Source organism: Bradyrhizobium sp. SZCCHNRI1029 (genome assembly GCF_032487555.1).
GTDB lineage: Bacteria > Pseudomonadota > Alphaproteobacteria > Rhizobiales > Xanthobacteraceae > Bradyrhizobium.
Map to the genome: position 1 here is coordinate 496,304 of NZ_JAUEUK010000005.1, position 16,643 is coordinate 512,946.

14 protein-coding genes are annotated in these 16,643 nt (G+C 65.3%); 4 read left to right on the forward strand and 10 right to left on the reverse strand.

The window, feature by feature from the left end; all coding sequences use genetic code 11:
- Nucleotides 1–135: 135 nt before the first annotated feature.
- The 3 genes from QW861_RS17260 to QW861_RS17270 all read right to left on the reverse strand — a co-directional run bounded on the left by QW861_RS17260 (nucleotide 136) and on the right by QW861_RS17270 (nucleotide 3,323).
- The gene (locus QW861_RS17260) at nucleotides 136–597 is read right to left on the reverse strand and encodes an HPr kinase/phosphatase C-terminal domain-containing protein (protein WP_315752232.1); all 462 of its coding nucleotides are present in this window, start codon (nucleotides 595–597) and stop codon (nucleotides 136–138) included.
- Nucleotides 594–2,399 carry a sensor histidine kinase gene (locus QW861_RS17265; RefSeq protein WP_315825852.1) on the reverse strand — a complete coding sequence of 602 codons (1,806 nt, stop codon included), beginning with the start codon at nucleotides 2,397–2,399 and terminating at the stop codon, nucleotides 594–596. Before QW861_RS17265 ends, QW861_RS17260 begins: the two co-directional genes overlap by 4 nt.
- A gap of 222 nt (nucleotides 2,400–2,621) precedes the next feature.
- Nucleotides 2,622–3,323 carry a response regulator transcription factor gene (locus QW861_RS17270; RefSeq protein WP_006611449.1) on the reverse strand — a complete coding sequence of 234 codons (702 nt, stop codon included), beginning with the start codon at nucleotides 3,321–3,323 and terminating at the stop codon, nucleotides 2,622–2,624.
- 218 nt (nucleotides 3,324–3,541) lie between these two features.
- On the opposite strand from QW861_RS17270, the gene QW861_RS17275 reads away from it, so the two are divergent.
- Both QW861_RS17275 and QW861_RS17280 read left to right on the forward strand, forming a co-directional pair.
- A complete protein-coding gene (locus QW861_RS17275; protein ID WP_316167253.1) occupies nucleotides 3,542–4,267 on the forward strand; it encodes a HugZ family protein in 726 nt (241 codons plus the stop codon).
- A 679-nt stretch (nucleotides 4,268–4,946) separates the two neighbouring features.
- Nucleotides 4,947–6,560 carry a phosphoenolpyruvate carboxykinase gene (locus QW861_RS17280; protein ID WP_316167255.1) on the forward strand — a complete coding sequence of 538 codons (1,614 nt, stop codon included), beginning with the start codon at nucleotides 4,947–4,949 and terminating at the stop codon, nucleotides 6,558–6,560.
- Between the two features lie 160 nt (nucleotides 6,561–6,720).
- Here QW861_RS17280 and QW861_RS17285 read toward each other — a convergent pair whose 3' ends face one another.
- The 3 genes from QW861_RS17285 to QW861_RS17295 all read right to left on the reverse strand — a co-directional run bounded on the left by QW861_RS17285 (nucleotide 6,721) and on the right by QW861_RS17295 (nucleotide 10,619).
- The gene (locus QW861_RS17285) at nucleotides 6,721–7,539 is read right to left on the reverse strand and encodes a thioesterase family protein (protein WP_316193310.1); all 819 of its coding nucleotides are present in this window, start codon (nucleotides 7,537–7,539) and stop codon (nucleotides 6,721–6,723) included.
- A gap of 105 nt (nucleotides 7,540–7,644) precedes the next feature.
- Nucleotides 7,645–10,152: a glycogen/starch/alpha-glucan phosphorylase gene (locus QW861_RS17290; protein ID WP_316193311.1), complete on the reverse strand. Its 2,508-nt coding sequence runs from the start codon at nucleotides 10,150–10,152 to the stop codon at nucleotides 7,645–7,647.
- 218 nt (nucleotides 10,153–10,370) lie between these two features.
- Nucleotides 10,371–10,619, reverse strand: coding sequence for a hypothetical protein (locus QW861_RS17295; protein ID WP_315752226.1), 249 nt, complete (start codon nucleotides 10,617–10,619; stop codon nucleotides 10,371–10,373).
- A 138-nt stretch (nucleotides 10,620–10,757) separates the two neighbouring features.
- Between QW861_RS17295 and QW861_RS17300 the strand changes: the two genes are divergently transcribed.
- Complete coding sequence (locus QW861_RS17300) at nucleotides 10,758–11,189, forward strand: hypothetical protein (RefSeq protein ID WP_316193312.1); 432 nt, start codon at nucleotides 10,758–10,760, stop codon at nucleotides 11,187–11,189.
- 95 nt (nucleotides 11,190–11,284) lie between these two features.
- Here QW861_RS17300 and QW861_RS17305 read toward each other — a convergent pair whose 3' ends face one another.
- Both QW861_RS17305 and pyrE read right to left on the reverse strand, forming a co-directional pair.
- Nucleotides 11,285–12,106 (reverse strand): DUF2865 domain-containing protein, encoded by an 822-nt coding sequence (locus tag QW861_RS17305; RefSeq protein ID WP_315752225.1) that lies wholly within the window; start codon nucleotides 12,104–12,106, stop codon nucleotides 11,285–11,287.
- 188 nt (nucleotides 12,107–12,294) lie between these two features.
- Complete coding sequence (gene pyrE, locus QW861_RS17310) at nucleotides 12,295–12,852, reverse strand: orotate phosphoribosyltransferase (RefSeq protein ID WP_315752224.1); 558 nt, start codon at nucleotides 12,850–12,852, stop codon at nucleotides 12,295–12,297.
- A 168-nt stretch (nucleotides 12,853–13,020) separates the two neighbouring features.
- On the opposite strand from pyrE, the gene QW861_RS17315 reads away from it, so the two are divergent.
- A complete protein-coding gene (locus QW861_RS17315; RefSeq protein ID WP_315715332.1) occupies nucleotides 13,021–13,647 on the forward strand; it encodes a glutathione S-transferase family protein in 627 nt (208 codons plus the stop codon).
- Between the two features lie 222 nt (nucleotides 13,648–13,869).
- On the opposite strand, the gene QW861_RS17320 is transcribed toward QW861_RS17315, so the two are convergent.
- Entirely contained in the window at nucleotides 13,870–14,505 is a 636-nt protein-coding gene (locus tag QW861_RS17320; RefSeq protein WP_316193313.1) for a LysE family translocator, read from the reverse strand.
- A gap of 84 nt (nucleotides 14,506–14,589) precedes the next feature.
- Nucleotides 14,590–15,789 (reverse strand): glycosyltransferase family 87 protein, encoded by a 1,200-nt coding sequence (locus QW861_RS17325; protein ID WP_316193314.1) that lies wholly within the window; start codon nucleotides 15,787–15,789, stop codon nucleotides 14,590–14,592.
- Nucleotides 15,790–16,643 lie beyond the last annotated feature (854 nt).

Below are 16,643 nucleotides of genomic sequence, written 5' to 3' on the forward strand. Positions count from 1 at the left end.
AGCCCTCGCGCAAGAGGGCATATTCGCGAGTCTCCCGGATTCTGGCATACAGAATGGGAGGGGGCGGCGGTCTACTCGGTCGCGATAGTGGGGCTGATATGGTTACCAATTTGCCCCACACAATCGGCCGAAAGATTACCGGAACATGAAAGCTTGAGTGGTAATTAGTTCCGCTGCAACCAGCGGGAGGGGTGAGAAGCCCGGGCCGACAGGTATCCGTGGCAATTCGATACCGTTGAGATGAATCCGAAGCGATTCGGCGTTCGGCAGGCGGGCAGCGTCCTCGGCCATCAGGTCAACCACAAGCCCAAGTTTCGCCTCCGACACATGGTCGCAGGCGCGGATTCCAAGGCCGCGGATCTCGATCAGCCCGGCCAGAGCGGGCGCGGGGCTCACCCACATTTCCCCGCCGCGTGTGGCGAGATGAACACGGTCGTCGCCCACCAGAACCGTTGGCGGCAGCTGTCCCGCGCGTCCGGCGAGGATCAGATCGAAGGCGAGTCGGGATTTACCGGAACCGGAGGGGCCCCGGATCAGGACGGCCTGCTCCCCCACCTGGACGGCAGACGCATGGATGCTCGCCGTTTCGTTCGTCACGACGCCGGCAGCCGGACGACGAAGCGAGCCCCGGCCGAGGTCGGATGTCCGTCGGCGTCAACAGGGCCGGGCCGGTTCTCGGCCCAGATCCGCCCGCCATGGGCGTCGATGATCTGCTTGGAGATCGACAGGCCGAGCCCGGAATTCTGGCCAAAGCCCTGGTGCGGCCGGTCGGTATAGAACCGCTCGAAGATGCGCTGCAGGGCGTCCTCGCGAATGCCGGGACCGTCATCATCGACGGTGATCTCGATCTCCGAGCGCACGCGCCGGCAGGTGATGCGCACCTTGCCGCCGGCCGCGGAGAACGATTGCGCGTTCGAGAGAAGGTTGGAGATCACCTGGCCGAGCCGCGAATCATGACCGGGCACCGAGAAGGTGTCGTTGGCGCCGCGGCCCTCGAAGCGGACCTCGACGGTGACGTCGGTTCCGAGCTTGGTCTCGTTGGCGACCGAGGTCAGCGTGTTCAGCAGCCGGCGCAGATCGACCAGGGTCATGTCCTGGCGCTGCAGCTCGGCATCGAGCCGGCTGGCGTCGGAAATGTCGGAGATCAGCCGGTCGAGCCGCTTCACGTCGTGCTCGATCACGGCGAGCAGGCGGGCGCGGCTGTTGTCGTTGCGCGCCAGCGGCAGCGTCTCGACCGCCGAGCGCAGCGAGGTCAGCGGGTTCTTGAGCTCGTGGGCAACATCGGCGGCGAACATCTCGATCGCCTCGATGCGGTTGTAGAGCGCGTCCGTCATGTCGCGCAGCGCCCCGGAGAGATGGCCGATCTCGTCGCGGCGGCGGGTGAAGTCGGGGATCTCGACGCGGGTCTTGATGCGGCGGCGGACCCGCTCGGCACTGTCGGCGAGCCGGCGCACCGGACCGGCGATGGTGCTGGCGAGCAGCAGCGACAGCACGATCATGACGGCGGAGGCGACGCCGCCGACCTTCAGAATGGCAAGACGCTCGGCGGTGACCATCTGGTCGATGTCGTCGCCCTGTGTCGACAGCATCAGGGCGCCGTGGATGGTGCGCGAGCGCTGCACCGACACCGCGACCGAAACGATCACTTCGCCGCGCGAATTGACCCTCACCATGCTGCGCTTCTGGCCCTTCAGCGCGTCCGCGACTTCCTCGTAGCCGTTGCCGTTCTCGGGGCCATATTCGCGGTACAGCGGCAGGTCGCCGCGATTGAGCCAGGTGCGGACCGAGATCAGCGCACGCTCGACGAAGCCGGGCTTCTCGCTCGACGGCGGCGGCAGGTCGAAGCGCAGCACGTTCTCCAGGTTGCGGCTGTCGAGCAGGAGCCCGCCATTCGGATCATAGATGCGCGCGCGCGTCTTGGTCGGCGAGATCAGCGTGCGCAGCACCGGCGCGACGCGTTCCGGATTGATCGGGAAGTCGAGCGGCGAATATTCGTCCGGCGCGCCGTAGCTCTCGCCGGGCTTGAGATCGAGCAGGCGCTCGGGATCGATGGTGATGGTGTTGGTCTGCACCGTGGCCGAGGCGGCGATGGCGCCGGCGATGATCTCGGCCTGCACCAGGAGGCTCTGCGCGCGCGCGTCGATCAGGCCGGCGCGGAACTGCGACAGGTACAGGATGCTTGCAACCAGTGCGAGCAGGCCGGCGATGTTCAGCGAGACGATGCGGCGGGTGAGGCTCGAGAACGACAGCGCGAACAGGAACTGTCCGGCGCGGCGCAGCCAGCTCAGCGGACGCTGCCAGCCGGAGACCTGCGGGGTCTCCTCCGCCGCCTCGGACGCGATCGCGGCGGCGGCGTCGTGGGCATTCACGGCTGGGTCAAGCTGCGTGCGATCGAGCAATGTGAGTGCTCCGATTCCGAATTTCGTAGGGGTTGTGCGGCGAATTCCCGCGAGAACTCGACTTGCCGCACCCGAATTCGCCGCAACAATGGCCCCGTTCCGGCATCTGCGCTCGGACAAACGCGCAGGAGGCGTAGCCTATCCAATCGAGACCGCGACGTCAGCGCGCAATTTCGCATGACGTCGCGCAAGGCAATGCTTCAGGTCCCTTGCCGCAGGGCTTCAGGTTTCCTTGAAGCGATATCCGACGCCGTAGAGGGTCTCGATCATCTCGAACTCCTCGTCGACCATCTTGAACTTCTTGCGCAGCCGCTTGATGTGGCTGTCGATGGTGCGGTCGTCGACATAGACTTGGTCGTCATAGGCCGCGTCCATCAGCGCATTGCGGCTCTTGACCACGCCCGGACGTTGCGCCAGCGCCTGCAGGATCAGGAACTCGGTGACGGTCAGCGTGACCGGCTCGTTCTTCCAGGTGCAGGTGTGACGCTCCGGATCCATGCGCAGCAGGCCGCGATCGAGCGCCTTGGCGTCGTTCTCCTTCGGCAGAGCCGTCGGATCCTTCGGCTGCGAGCGGCGCAGCACGGCCTTGACGCGCTCCACCAGCAGGCGCTGCGAGAACGGTTTGCGGATGAAGTCGTCCGCGCCCATCTTCAGGCCGAACAGCTCGTCGATCTCCTCGTCCTTGGAGGTGAGGAAGATCACCGGCAGGTCGGACTTCTGGCGAAGCCGCCGCAACGTCTCCATGCCGTCCATGCGCGGCATCTTGATGTCGAGGATGGCGAGGTCAGGCTGGCTGGTCCGAAAACCGTCGAGCGCCGACGCACCATCGGTATAGGTCATGATCCGATAACCCTCGGCCTCGAGCGCGATGGAGACGGATGTCAGAATGTTGCGGTCGTCATCGACCAAGGCGATTGTGGGCATGAGCCTGCTTTCAGAGTCTGGTTACGCCGAGACTTCGAGAATCAAGATAAGGGCCGCATATTTGGGCTTCGAACATGGTCAACGAGCAATGCAAGCTGGGCTGAAGTGTGACCGAGTTCCACAAATACCATGGCAAAGTCTTGTGCCGCGCCCAGGTTTGTGGCCCGTTTAGCCGAAAAAAGGCCTTCATTGCAACTGGATGGACGAGGGAAAAGACGATGTCTGCGAGCTTTAACCCTAACCGCGTGACGCAATCCCTGCTGCGCCGAAGCCGGCAGGGCGCACTTGCGACCTTGATGGTTGGTACGGGCGATCCCTACTGCTCCCTCGTCAACGTCGCCACCGCGTCCGATGGTGCTCCGATCATCCTGATCTCGCGATTAGCTGTACACACCAGGAATGTACTTGCCGATTCGCGCGTATCGCTGATGCTCGATGAACGGGCGCCGGGCGATCCGCTGGAGGGAACTCGCATCATGCTGTCGGGCAAGGCCGAGCAGGCCACCGACGACAATCGCGAGATGATGCGCCGTCGGTATCTCAATGCGCATCCGTCCGCTGCGGACTATGCGGATTTCGCCGACTTCTCGTTCTTCGTGATTCGTCCGTCAGGCGCGCATCTCGTCGCCGGATTCGGCCGCATCGTCGATCTCAAGCCCGAGCAGTTTCACACGGATATCTCCGATGCTGATGAACTGATTCTGGCAGAGCAGGGCGCTGTCGATCACATGAACGAAGATCACCGCGAGGCGCTCGCCCTCTACGCGACGAAGCTGCTCGGCGCCGAAGCCGCGGAGTGGCGGTGTAGCGGCTGTGACCCGGAAGGATTGGATCTGATGGCCGACGGCAAGACGCTACGGCTCGGGTTTCCCGAGCGCGTAACCACGCCCGGGGCGTTGCGCAAGATGCTTGTGCGGCTTGCTGACGAGGCACGCGCGAAGTGAGGTGTAGTTCGAGCCCGCTTTGATGGCTGTGCTCATCCTCTCGTGACGAAAGACGACAAAGTTCACGCATGAACGCAGTTGCGGTGAAGCTCGATGTGCACGCTCCCCGTCCAGCAGAAGGTGAGCGCCGCGCAAACCCATGGCGTGGGCGCGAGTGAGCTCATTGACGTCGCGGCCGGGAGAATCGGATTAAGTGATCCCGCAAGCGCGAGGCAATCGTGAATGGAAGCTGGCTGATCGGGTGGGCGACGACACGGCTGATCACCGACGCATTCCGTCGGCTCGGGCGGCGTCCCTTGATCGGTTGCAGCGATGCGCTGCGACGGGCGTTGGCCGGATGCTCGGTCTTCGTTTTGGTCTTCGCTTGCCGGCGCGAATTCGTCGATTTGAGCGTCGTTCGTCGTTCTCGTGAAACCCAAACGCGCTGATATATCTGTTGCGTTGCAGCAACTCCGCGGGGCGCAGGCGGCTGCTGCTGGAATGTGCATGGCGCGGCAAAACATGAGCTACGTACATCACGGTTTGCCAATAACCAATTGGGCCGGATCGTCTTGGCAAGACCAGCGTTGATCAGTATTAGGTCGGCGACCGCGCTTCGATAAGGCGATGTAACGGCAACGGTCACCGCGCAACGCGCGCGACTGCGCGCAACAGATGCGGGCTCTCAGGAGGGATCTTCGTGCAAGAGACGGGTATTCGCAACGGCGCCTTCGGTGCCGACAAGTTCGGCTTAAAGAACCTCAAGCAGGTGCACTGGAATCTCGGCGCTCCCCAGCTCTATCAGTATTCGCTGGCGGCAGGCGAGGCGGTGCTGTCGGCCGACGGGGCGCTGTGCGCGGATACTGGCGAGTTCACCGGCCGCAGCCCGAAGGACAAGTTCACGGTGCGCGACGCCTCCACCGAAAAGATGTGGTGGGCGGGCAACCAGGCGATCACGCCCGCGCAGTTCGAGGCGCTGCATCAGGACTTCATCAAGCACGCCGAAGGCAAGACCCTGTTTGCGCAGGATCTCTATGGCGGCGCCGATCCGAGCTTCCGCATCAAGACGCGCGTCTTCACCGAACTCGCCTGGCATTCGCTGTTCATCCGCACGCTTCTGATCCGCCCCGAGAAGATCGAGCTCGACACCTTCGTGCCGGAGCTCACGATCATCGACATGCCGAGCTTCCGTGCCGACCCGAAACGCCACGGCGTGCGCTCGCAGAACGTCGTCGCGATCGATTTCGCCCGCAAGATCGTCCTGATCGGCGGGTCCTATTATGCCGGCGAGATGAAGAAGAGCGTGTTCACCACGCTCAACTACTACCTGCCCGAACGCGGCGTGATGCCGATGCACTGCTCGGCCAATGTCGGTTCGAACGGCGACACCGCTGTCTTCTTCGGCCTGTCCGGCACCGGCAAGACGACGCTGTCGGCCGATCCGAACCGCACCTTGATCGGCGACGACGAGCATGGTTGGGGACCGTCCGGCGTGTTCAACTTCGAGGGCGGCTGCTACGCCAAGTGCATCAAGCTGTCGCAGGAAGCCGAGCCGCAGATCTATGCGGCGTCGACCCGGTTTGGTGCGGTGCTCGAGAACGTCGTGCTCGATGAGGATACGCGCGTTCCCGATTTCGACGACGGCTCCAAGACGGAGAACACCCGCTCGGCCTATCCGCTCGACTACATCCCGAACGCCTCGCGCACCGGCCGCGCGCCGCATCCGAAGAACGTCGTGATGCTCGCCGCCGACGCCTTCGGCGTGCTGCCGCCGATCGCAAAGCTCTCGCCGGCGCAGGCGATGTACCATTTCCTGTCCGGCTACACCGCCAAGGTCGCGGGCACCGAGCGCGGCTTGGGCTCCGAGCCGCAGCCGGAATTCTCGACCTGCTTCGGCTCGCCGTTCCTGCCGCTCGATCCGTCCGTCTACGGCAACATGCTGCGGCAGCTGATCGCCGAGCACAATGTCGACTGCTGGCTGGTCAACACCGGCTGGACCGGCGGCAAGTATGGCACGGGCTCGCGCATGCCGATCAAGGTGACGCGCGCGCTGCTGACGGCGGCGCTCGACGGCAGCTTGCGCAACGTCGAGTTCCGCACCGACAAATATTTCGGCTTCGCGGTGCCGACCGCGCTGCCGGGCGTGCCGACCGAGATCCTCGACCCGGTCAACACCTGGAAGGACAAGGCCGAGTTCGACAAGACTGCGCGCGCGCTGGTCGGCATGTTCCAGAAGAATTTTGCCAAGTTCGAAGCCCAGGTCGATGCCGAGGTCCGTAACGCCGCGCCGGATCTGAAGCTGGCGGCGGAGTAGGGCTGCAAACGTCAAGGGGGCGGTCGCATTGCGGCTGACCCCACATTTTCCCGCTCCGCCCCGTTCAATGCACGAGAGGCGCGAGCTCAAGCCATACCCACAGCTGTCGTCCCGGCTCAAGGCCGGGACGACGCCGTTTTCTTGGCTTGCGTCCCGGCCCTCACGCCTTGAAATACGCAATCTGCGTCGTCGTCGCGAGCAGCCGGCCGGACGGTGACCACAGCTCGCCATGCTGGTCCTGATAGCTGCGGTTGAAGATCTTGGCGTCGGCGGTCGCGAGCACATGCGTGATGTCCTCGGTCGCCAGCTCCTCCCGGCTGACGTGGAAATAGGTCGTCAGCGACACCGTGCCGAACGGCACCAGCTCGCCGCGGGCGTGGAAGACGCGGCCGAAGAAGGCGTCCGACATCGACAGCACCGATAGGCAGTCGAGCTTGCGCGGCTTGCGGTCGGAGATCCACAGCCGGGAATAGCTGCTGTGCGGCTCCCCCGACGACGATGCGCCAAACGCCGGACGGCCCTCGATGAAGCGGAAATCGTACTGCTTGGTCCAGGACATGTTCGTGTCGGGATGTCGCTTGACCTGATCGAACGGCGGCGCCTCGGGCTTTGTGGCCGGCTGATGCGACCAGGACGGCCGGCGCTCGGCGAACACGGCGGTGGCGAGCGTCGCCGCGTCAGAGTCGCCCTGGCTCAGCTCGACGCACCAATGCTGCGACGAGCGGTTGGCCTTCACCAGCCGCACGTCGAGATCGAACGGCCCTTCCGCGATCGGCGCGCAATAGTTCACCGTCACCGCCAGCGGATCGCCCTGAATTTGCGGATGCTGGATCAACGCGCGCAGCACGGTCGCCGCCGTGACGCCGCCAAACGGGCCGACGAACGCCCAGTAATCCGGGCTGGTCCGTCCCTGCCAGCGGCTGTCGCCGGCGGTGACGCGGGTGGCCTCGTCGAACAGGTGAGCTGGCGGTTCGGTCATGCATTCCTCCCGACGGTCATCGTATGATGGCCGTCAGATGAAACGCAATGGAAGGCCTCTGCAATGACGTCATGGGTCATTGCTGAAGGCGAGGGGAAGGGCCCGTCACGCCCGCTGCGCTTGCACCGGCGCCATCGCCAGTCCGACCGGCACGTTCCAGATGTCGTCGGCATATTCGCGGATGGTGCGGTCGGAGGAGAACCAGGCCATGCGCGCGACGTTGAGGATCGAGGCGCGGGTCCAGGCCGGCACGGTCTGCCAGCGTGCATCGATGCCGCGCTGGGCCTCGTAGTAGGAATCGAAATCGGCCGAGACCATGTAGTGGTCGAGATGGCGCAGCGCATGGGCGATCGGCTCGAACCGGCCGGGTTCGTCCGGCGAGAACGCGCCGGACGCGATCGCATCGATCGCGCGCGCCAGCCGCGGTGACTGGTGGATCACGTCGGACGCGTCCAGTCCCTGCTTGCGGCGGAGCATGACCTCGTCGGCCTCCATGCCGAAGATCGCGATGTTGTCGGCGCCGACATTGTCGCGGATCTCGATATTGGCGCCGTCCAGCGTGCCGATGGTAAGCGCGCCGTTCAGCGCCAGCTTCATGTTGCCGGTGCCGGACGCCTCCATGCCGGCGGTCGAGATCTGCTCGGACAGGTCGGCCGCAGGAATGATCGTTTCCGCCAGGCTGACATTGTAGTCGGCCATGAACACGACCTTCAGCTTGCCGCCGATCGCGGGATCGTTATTGACGACCTCCGCGACGTCGTTGATCAGCTTGATGATCAGCTTGGCATAGCGGTAGCTCGCCGCCGCCTTGCCGGCGAAGATTTTCACCCGCGGCACCCAGTTGGCTTGCGGGTCGTCCTTGATGTCCAGATACAGCGCCACCGCTTCGAGGATGTTCAGGAGCTGGCGCTTGTATTCGTGGATGCGCTTGATCTGCACGTCGAACAGCGCGCCCGGATCGAGGCGCACGTTCATGCGCTCGCCGATCAGACGCGCCAGCTGCACCTTGTTGTGGTGCTTCACCGCGCGGAACTTCTGGTGGAAGCCGGCGTCGGCGACGTAGCTCTCGAGGCTCGAGAGCAAGGTCGGATCGTCGACGACGGCGTCGCCGCAGGCCTCGCGCAAGAGGTTCGTCAGCTTGGGATTGGCCAGCATCAGCCAGCGGCGGAAAGTGATGCCGTTGGTCTTGTTGGTGATGCGGCCGGGATAGAGATGATTGAGATCGTGGAACACGGTCTCCTTCATCAGGTCGGAATGCATCGCCGAGACGCCGTTGATGCGGTGCGATCCGACGAAGGCGAGCTGGCCCATGCGCACGCGGCGGCCGCTCTTCTCGTCGATCAGGGACACCGAGGCGCGGTAGTCGATGTCACCCGGTGCGCGCTGCTCGGCGAGCGCGAGATGCTGCGCATTGATGCGATAGATGATCTCGAGATGGCGCGGCAGCAGCCGCTCGAACAGCTCGACCGGCCAGGTCTCGAGCGCTTCGGGCAGCAGCGTGTGGTTGGTATAGGACAAGGTCGCGATGGTGATCTTCCACGCCTCGTCCCAGCGGAAATTGTGCAGGTCGACCAGGATCCGCATCAGCTCGGCCACGGCGAGCGAGGGGTGCGTGTCGTTGAGCTGCACCGCGGCCTTCTGCGCCAGGCTGCGCAACTGGCCGTCGGAGCCGAGATGGCGCTTGACGAGATCTTGCAGCGAAGCCGAGACGAAGAAATATTCCTGGCGCAGCCGCAGCTCGCGTCCCGCCGGGCTCTCGTCGTTCGGATACAGGAACTTGCAGATCGCCTCGGCGCGCGCTTCTTCCGCCGAGGCGCCGAGATAGTCGCCGGAGTTGAACACGTCGAGCTTCAGCGGATCGGGCGAGCGCGCCGACCATAGCCTGAGCGCATTCACGTGCTGGCCGCGCCAGCCGACGATCGGCGTGTCATAGGCCACCGCCTGCACGGTCTCGCCGGGATGCCAGATCGCGCGGGCCCGGCCCTTGTCGTCGATGTGCTCGACGCCGCCGCCGAAATGAACGTGATAGACCACCTCGGGGCGCTGGAACTCCCAGGGATTGCCGAACGACAGCCAGACGTCGGGATATTCGTGCTGCCAGCCGTCGACGATGACCTGGCGGAACAGGCCGAAATCATAGCGGATGCCGTAGCCGATCGCCGGGATCTGCAAGGTCGACATGCTTTCCATGAAGCAGGCCGCAAGCCGGCCGAGGCCGCCATTGCCGAGCGCGGCATCCGGCTCGCATTTGCGCAGGTCCATCAGGCCGACGCCGAGATCGCCGAGCGCGGTCTCGAACACCTTCATCAGGCCCATGTTGTTGAGCGCGTCGGTGAACAGGCGGCCGATCAGGAATTCGAGGCTGAGATAGTAGACCCGCTTGCGCCCGGCGTCGTAGCTCTCCTTGTCCGCGGTCAGCCAGCGATGCACGATGCGGTCGCGCAAGGTCAGCGCCGCGGCGTGGTACCAGTCCTGCGGCGTCGCCTGGCTCGCCTCCTTGCCGATGGCGAGGCGAAGCTTGGCCAGGATGTCGCTCTTGATCTCCGCGACCGCCAATTCGTCGACGGGCTGGCCGGTGCTTACGAAGCTGCGCTGGGACGGCTGATCTGTCACCTTGGAAACCTGTGATGCTACGAGGAACCGGTAAAAGCATACGATGGTTGCGCGCGGTCCGAAACCCGGGGAAAGGCTGGTCCGCACAGCAAGGTGATGGAAAATGATGCAAAAACGGGGCCGGAGTTCCGGGGGCGGAACGCGCCAGGATGGTGCAGGTGCGTCGTGGAGTTGAGGGCTCTCCCCATCGTCATCCCGGCGAAAGCCGGGATCCAGACTCACGTTGTGAGGCGAGCGACGAACATCTGCTCGATCCGACGGCGCCAATCCGGCTCGTACTCCGCGTTCATGCCTTCGGCCCGCAGCACGGCCGCGGCGAACGCCTGCGGAGAGGGCGGTTGGCCGTCCAGCATCAGGTCGTCCGCGGTGAGGCGGCTGCAAAAGCCCCAGTCCACGCATAGGTCGCGCAGCAGCCAGTCGAGACGCTTGCGCAGGGCTGCATCGGTTTCGGTGTTGGAATTCTCCATGAGAGCGGCGCGCCTCCTTTGAGAAGGGATGGACAATCGGCTAGGAACAAATTAAGAACAATTTAGCAAGCGATCGTTTATCCTGACAGCGATTCGATCCGCCAGCCCCCGGCATCAGTGCATCCCGCGAGGACACCCATGTCCAATATCGCCTTCGATCCCCTGGCCCTGACCCGCATTGCCGATTTTGCGCGCAGCCTGACGCGGCTGCACAAGACGGCTCGCCGGCGGGCGGTGGACGACGACCAGATCGACCGCGCCTTCAACGCCGTCTGCATGTCGGTCTGGGGCTACACCACCGACGACATTTCCGACGATCTGTTCTCGGCCACCGACCACACCTTCCTCGATGGCCTCGACGAGGCGCGGGCGCGCATCTTCGCCGCCGAGCAGGGCTACGACCTGGTCGACGACGAGGGCATGCTGACCGATTGGTGGGGCTTCTGCTGGATGATCCTGGCCGAGAAACGCGGCCTGCTGACGCCGGACAACCGCGCCGCCGCGCGGGCGGCGATCGAGGAGAAATATCTGGAAGCGCCGAACGTCATCGGCGTGATCGTCGCGCGCTAGGTCAGCATTCCGTCATTGCGAGCGCTGCGAAGCAATCCAGGGTGGTGTGCGGGACTCTGGATTGCTTCGCTGCGCTCGCAATGACGAGTCCGGGCTCAATCCACATCCGCGCGCTTGGCGCGGCCGGTGGCCGGCTTCGGCGCGATCGTCAGCGGCGGCGCGACGCTGACATTGCTGGCGCTGGCCTCCGGCGGCGGCATCGCGGCGAGCGCATCGGCCGCCAGCATCTCGGCGCGCACCGGTGCGACCTTCATCTCGCTCAGCTTGGCCCGCATGTCCGAGTTCAGCCCGGGATAGGAGGCGACCGGCTTGAAATCGGCCGGCTGGCCGCCGCTGCCGCGCGTGCCCGAATAGGCGACGAGGCCGTCGCTGGTGGCGACGACGTCGCCGGGGCGCAGCGAGGTGTCGAGCGACAGGTCGACCGGCGCCAGCCCGGCCGGATCGCGGCCGTTGCAGGTGCAGTCGGCGCGCAGCGCCTGGCGATAGGCGAACGCGTTCTCGCTGTCGGCATAGCGCTCGCCGTTCGCCGCCGTGGCGTAGTCGATGTTGGAGCCGAAATAGATCCTGGTCGGGCTGGCCGGGCAGAACGCCTGGCACATCTGGGCCGGCGAGGCGAGGCCCCGCGTCAACGGAAAATAGCGGCCGTCGCAGGTGCGCACGCAGAACGCCGCGCCCGATCCGCCGCTCGCGGTGCGCGGCTGGGCGGGGGCCTGCGGGTTGGTGCCGAACGGATCGGCGAAGAAGCCGCCTTGCGCCGGCCGCTGCGATTGCGGCTTGTTGAAGCCGCCGAACAGGAAGTCGAACAGGCCCTGGGCCGACGCCATTCGCGGCGCCAGCGCGCCGGCCGCGACGAGGCCGACCGTCGCCGCGACAGCGACGTGGCGGGACCTCCGCCGAAACGACAACACGCTACGCAACGCCCGCTCCATCGCCAGGATCTTCACCGCAAAGCCACGCCGTGACGCGGCAACCCGCGTCGCTCGATCATGTGCGATCGAACGCGCCTTGCCCAAGGCATGGCGCCATCAGCTTTGCGGTAACCTTAACGGGCGTTGGTAAATGAGCGGTATGCGCGGGTCGCGAATTGCGCCGCGCGCCAGGCGCCTCAGAGGAATTCGTGCGCCTTGTAGAGCGCCCGGAACGGCAGGCCGGCCTGGGCGAAGGTCTCGGCGGCGCCTTCCTCGCGGTCGACCATGGTGAACACCAGCGCCACCTCGGCGCCGGCCTCGCGCAGGGTTTCCACCGCCTTCATCGCCGAGCCGCCGGTGGTGGTGACGTCCTCGACCACGACGATGCGTTTTCCCGCCAGGGTCTCGTCGCGGGTCAGGCCCTCGATCGCGAGCCTGGCGCCGTGCTCCTTCGGCTTCTTGCGGACGAAGAAGGCCGCGATCGGATGGCCCTTGATCCAGGAGATCTGGGCGATCGCGCCGGCGAGCGGCACCGCGCCCATCTCCAGGCCGCCGATATAATCGAAGCCCTCGTCCTTCAGCGCCTCATAGGTGAGCTCGGCGAGCAAGGTGGCGCCCTCCGGGTCCATCATGGTCGGCTTCAGGTTGAAATAGAAATCGCTCTTGCGGCCGGAGGCCAGCGTGACCTCGCCACGGCCGAACGAGCGCCTGCGGATGATCTCGAGGAGGCGGGCGCGGGAGGCGGATTTGGACACGGCGTTTCCCCTGAGGGTGGATTCTTGGGTGGCGCAATCTATCGGGGGCGGGCGGCGGAGACCAGCCGCCACGATGTCCCATCAACAACGGTACGTTTGAAGCCGGATGCAGTTTCGAGCTAATGGGAGCCCGCGACCAAGCAAGGACGGTTGGGAAGGATGCCCCGCATGACGATCGAGCTGTACACCTGGAACACCCCAAACGGGCGCAAAATCTCGGTCGCGCTGGAGGAGATGGGGCTGCCCTACCGCGTCGTTCCGGTCGACATCACCAAGGGCGCCCAGATGGCGCCGGAATTCCTGGCGATCAGCCCCAACAACAAGATCCCGGCGATCGTCGATCCCGACGGCCCCGACGGCAAGCCGGTCAGCGTGTTCGAATCCGGCGCCATCCTGCTCTACCTGGCTGAGAAGACCGGCCAGTTCCTGCCGAAATCCCTCGCCGAGCGGATCCCGGTCTATGAATGGCTGATGTGGCAGATGGGCGGTTTCGGCCCGATGCCCGGCCAGGTGCACCATTTCATCGCGCTGACCAACGAACAGGACCGTGCCTACGGGCTCAAGCGCTACATGGCCGAGACGGTCCGGCTCTATGGCGTGCTCGACCGCCGGCTGGCGCAGCACGAGTTCGTCGCAGGCGCTCTCTCGATCGCCGACTTCGCCATCGTCGGCTGGGCCTGGCGCCACCCGCGCCACAAGGTGGATCTCGCCGACTTTCCGAACGTCAAGCGCTGGTACGACACCCTGATGGCCCGCCCCGCCGTGAAGCGCGGCATGGAGGCGAAGCTGGACTGACGACTGCTGCTCCGTCGATCATGGCGGCGCTGTCTTCCGCGTTGGCGCTGCGCTCCCTCTCCCGCTTGCGGGGGAGGGCTGGGGAGAGGAGCCACACCCGACCGTACCGCTTTAGCGAGAACACGCCCCGACCCGTCTCATGCCGGCGGGTGAGCCGACCTGCTCCATTCCCGCCGCCGCCAAAAGGAGCTTCGGCGGACGAGGTGGGGGAGCCGATGGAAATCACCCCCGCCGCGCCTCCAGCGCCATGCGCACCGCAAGTCCCGCGAGCACCGTGCCCATCAGATAGCGCTGCACGAGCGCCCAGCTCGGCCGTGTCGCCAGGAACAGGGCAATCGATCCTGCCGCCATGGCGATCATGGCGTTGACGCTGACGCTGATCACGATCTGGATCGCGCCGAGCACCACCGACTGCGTCAGTACGCTGCCGACAGCGGGATCGATGAACTGCGGCAGCAGCGCCAGATACAGCATCGCGATCTTCGGGTTCAGCAGATTGGTGGCGAGCCCCATCAGGAACAGCCGGCGTGGGCTGTCGATGGCGAGCGTCCTCACCTGGAAGGGCGAGCGTCCACCCGGCTTCACCGCCTGCCACGCCAGATAGAGCAGGTAGGCAGCGCCGGCGAGGCGCAGCGCGTCATAGGCGAACGGCACGGCAAACAGCAGCGCCGTGATGCCGAACGCCGCCGCCAGCATGTAGACCAGAAAGCCGACGGCAACGCCGCCGAGCGAGACCAGGCCCGCGACGTGACCCTGCGTGATCGCGCGCGAGATCAGATAGATCATGTTCGGCCCTGGTGTCAGCACCATGCCGAGCGAGACGAGGGCGAAAGCGAGCAGGGATGATGCGGGGGGCATGACCGGCGTGACGATGGGGATCTCCTCCGCCTGCTTAGCGCAGCCGATCGCCGATCGTCATCCGGTCAATTGCACCGAGAACAATCAACCCGCGGCGGGCGGCGTCATGTTCAATGCAGGCGCGCTCCGGCCGGAGCGGTCGAACACACCGGCGATGCTCAACGCCAGCAGGACCAGCAGAATGGCCGCCGCGAACGGCACGGAGTGCCCGATCATGGCGAGCAGGCAGGCTCCCAGCGCGATCACGAGGCCGATCTCCAGCGGCGCGATCGGCTCGCCGGCGTCGCTCCGCGCCTTCCAGTGGATCGCAATCCCCGCCGCCACCATCGGCATGTCGTAGATCATCGCATAGGGCGTGGCGATGATGCTGCCGACCGCGACCAGCGCGATCGCCTGCTGCGTTGAGCCGCGTCGCCAGGCATCCCAGACCATCACGACGATGGAGCAGGACAACAGGAGCTGAACCAAGTAGCCGATCGGCGGCGGCGCGCCGAGCGCGTGCAAGCCAGCGATGACCGTCGGCATCATGTGATTGAGGCTGACCTGGTTGGCCTGCAATTGCGCCTGATAGCTCGGAAATTTCACGATCCATTCGAGCCAGATCCACGCATCGAGCGCAGCGCTGGTGACGACCGCGACGATCACGGTCGTGGCGATGGCCGAGAGGATGGCGCGCCAGTTGCGTGACGCCAGCAGCACGACCGGCATCAGCAGCACGAATTGTGGCTTGTAGGCGAGCAGGCCGAGCAGCGTGCCGGCAACGATCGGGTGGCGCGCGAGCAGGCGCAATCCGCCGATCAGCAAGGCAGCCGACAGGAAACCGTTCTGGCCGGTGATCGCGTTGATGAGCGTGGTTGGCGCCGCGAGCAGCGCCAGAGAGGTTAACGAGCGCCAATCGCGCTCCAGCGTCGCCAGGCCATAAAGCGCGAAGGTGACCGAGATCCAGCAGACATAGGCAACCGGCAGCGCCAGCATGCCCAGGGGTATCAGCACCAGCAGGAAGGTCGGCGGATAGGGATAGGGAAAGCCGCCGCCGCCCAGCGTCGGATCCAGCGTCTGCTGATAGCGCGCGAGCGCAACCGGATCGTAGATGCCGGCGCCGGACAGCGCGGCAAATCTGCCGAACGACCATAGCCCGAAGAAGTCGCCAAACGCCGGCTGCGGCGACGACAGCGCCCAGCCGACGAGATAGGCGCCGTTGTAGAGCGCCATCGCGACCAGCAGGATCAGCACCGCGCGCCGGTCGCGCGTCTTGGGGTGAGCTGCGGATGAGGTCGCGGTCATGGAGCTCTTCGTTCGCGCCCTCGGCGCAGTCGTGGCATGGGGATGATCGGAGCTGTCAGCGATCGCTCGCGTGCGGTGCCTCTCCAACCTTGCCAGGGTGCGCTGCACGTCGTGTTACCGTCCGTCCATCCGGCCAGGCGCGATCTCATCGTGCCTAACGAGGGGTAAAATCGCCGCGTTCCGAGTGACCGTGAACAGGGGACGGCGTCATCGCTCGGCATCGGGCAACGCGCTCGTCAAGATTTGTATTGCTATTTTTCCGAAATCGTGCTCTATTCAGCGCATCCCGTCCTCATGCAGAGGGGCGTACGCGTCGTCACGATACGTTGAGGCGGGGAGCGGTGGCCGCGGGCCTGTCAGGTGCTGATGCGCTGGACGATTGGCAGCTCGCGGACGTTCAAGCCGTGTGGTCCTGGCGCCCCGAAGCTGGCGCCAAGCCTGCGTGACATCACGTGTCGCGCTGGTGACGGGGGCAAACAAGCCGGTCCCCGGGGAGAGCTCGGAGCAGACGTTAAGCCCATCGCGCAGGGAGGGCCGGGTCTGTCCGGCTGAACCTGTGGTACCTGCCGCCTGCATTCTTTTGAGCAGGCGGGCCACGGGCCTCAGCCGAGGCCCGGCCTTCCCTGCGCCCTCTGCAAAATTCAGAGGGCGAACGACATGCATCCCTCGAGCAAATCATGCTGCGAGAAGGCTGAGGCATGTCTACGGCTCGCGTTGCAGCCAATGATCATCGTATTGGGGAGCATCAAACGGATGCGTATGAGGGCTGCGTTGCGAGGCACGCTGCCCACCCTCCCCTGGAGGGGGAGGGTCGCCTCTCACGAGCGCAGCGAATGGGAGGCGGGGTGGGGTGA